The organism is Nocardia sp. NPDC060220 (genome assembly GCF_042727815.1).
In the GTDB taxonomy this organism is placed as follows: Bacteria; Actinomycetota; Actinomycetes; order Mycobacteriales; family Mycobacteriaceae; genus Nocardia.
In genome coordinates, this window is record NZ_JBHWZY010001249.1 from 1 (window position 1) to 1,472 (window position 1,472).

The 1,472-nt window shown below is 69.4% G+C and carries 2 protein-coding genes; both read left to right on the plus strand.

Features of this window, described 5'->3' with window-relative positions:
• Positions 1-574 (plus strand): FecCD family ABC transporter permease (locus tag ACFWF3_RS35750; RefSeq protein WP_379318571.1); only part of this gene is annotated, 574 nt, incomplete at its 5' end.
• Positions 571-1,472 (plus strand): FecCD family ABC transporter permease (locus ACFWF3_RS35755; RefSeq protein ID WP_379318573.1); only part of this gene is annotated, 902 nt, incomplete at its 3' end. The genes ACFWF3_RS35750 and ACFWF3_RS35755, both read left to right, overlap by 4 nt.

Below are 1,472 nucleotides of genomic sequence, written 5' to 3' on the forward strand. Positions count from 1 at the left end.
CGCGACACCGGTGAAACTGGCGCTCGCGGGCGCTGCTTGCACCGCGTTGTGTGGGTCGATCACCACGGCGATCACCCTGCTGGACCGCACCCTGTTCGACAACTTCCGTTTCTGGGTGGTCGGCTCGCTGGCTCGCGCCGACATCGAATCCGTGTGGCAGACAGCACCGTTCATCGCTGTCGGGCTGTTGCTGGCGGTAGTGGTGGCCCGGCCGCTGAACGCTGTCGCCATCGGTGACGACATGGCGCGCACGCTCGGCACGCGGCTGGTCGCGACGCGCGCGACCGGCGCGTTGAGCGTGGTGCTGCTCGCGGGCTCGGCGGTGGCCATCGCCGGACCGATCGCCTTCATCGGTCTGGTGATCCCGCACATCGCCCGATTCTTCGCCGGACACGACTACCGGTGGATTCTGCTGTGGTGCGCGCTGCTGGGCCCGACGCTGCTGTTGGTGGCCGACATCCTCGGACGGATGCTGGCGCGGCCACAGGAAATCCAGGTCGGCATCATCACCGCCTTCGCGGGCTCGCCGTTCTTTCTCTATCTCGTGCGCAATCGAAAGGTGGCCACACTGTGACGGGCACCGAGCGCGGCGTACTGCCCAGCGGGACGCTGCTGCTGCGAACACCGGACCGGCGCATCGTCTTTCGCGTCGGGACACGGTCCACGATCGTCACCGTGCTGGTGACGGTGGCCGCGCTGGCGGTGGCGGCGTGGTCACTCACGATCGGCTACTACCCGCTCACGGTCGCTGACGTGGTGCGGGTCCTCGGTGGCGGTGGCACGCTCATCGAGTACGACGTGGTGGTGGCCGATCGGTTGCCGCGCGTGCTCACCGGGCTGTGTGTCGGCGCGGCCTTCGCGATCTCGGGGGCGATCCTGCAACGAATCGCGACCAACCCGCTGGTGAGTCCCGAGATCATCGGGATCAACGCGGGCGCCTCGCTCGGCGCGCTGGTGGTGAGTGTGTTGCTCGGTGGCGCCGGGCTGGGGCTGGTCGGCGGCGCGATGATCGGTGCCGGGGTGGCCATGGCGCTGATCGTGGCCGTGGCCACCAAGGACGGACTCGACGGCTATCGACTCGTGCTCGTCGGTATCGGCGTCACAGCGATGCTGTCCTCGGCTATCGCGTTCATCTTGACCATCGCCGACAACTACCAGGCGCACACGGCCGCCATGTGGCTCACCGGCAGCTTGGCCAACCGCGAGTGGACCCACGTCGGGTTCGCCGCGGCGGCGCTGGTGGTGGTCGTGCCGCCGCTGATCGTTCTCGCTCGCTCGTTGCCGCTGCTGGAAATGGGCGACGAACTGGCGAATTCGCTGGCCGGGCGGCGCGGCCCACACCGCATCACGCTCATCGTCGTCGCAGCCGCCGCCGCGACCCTGGCGACGGCCGCGGCCGGGCCGATCAGTTTTGTCGCCCTGGTGGCGCCGCAGATCGCGCGGCGGCTGCTGGCCGAACGCGGTGCGGGCCC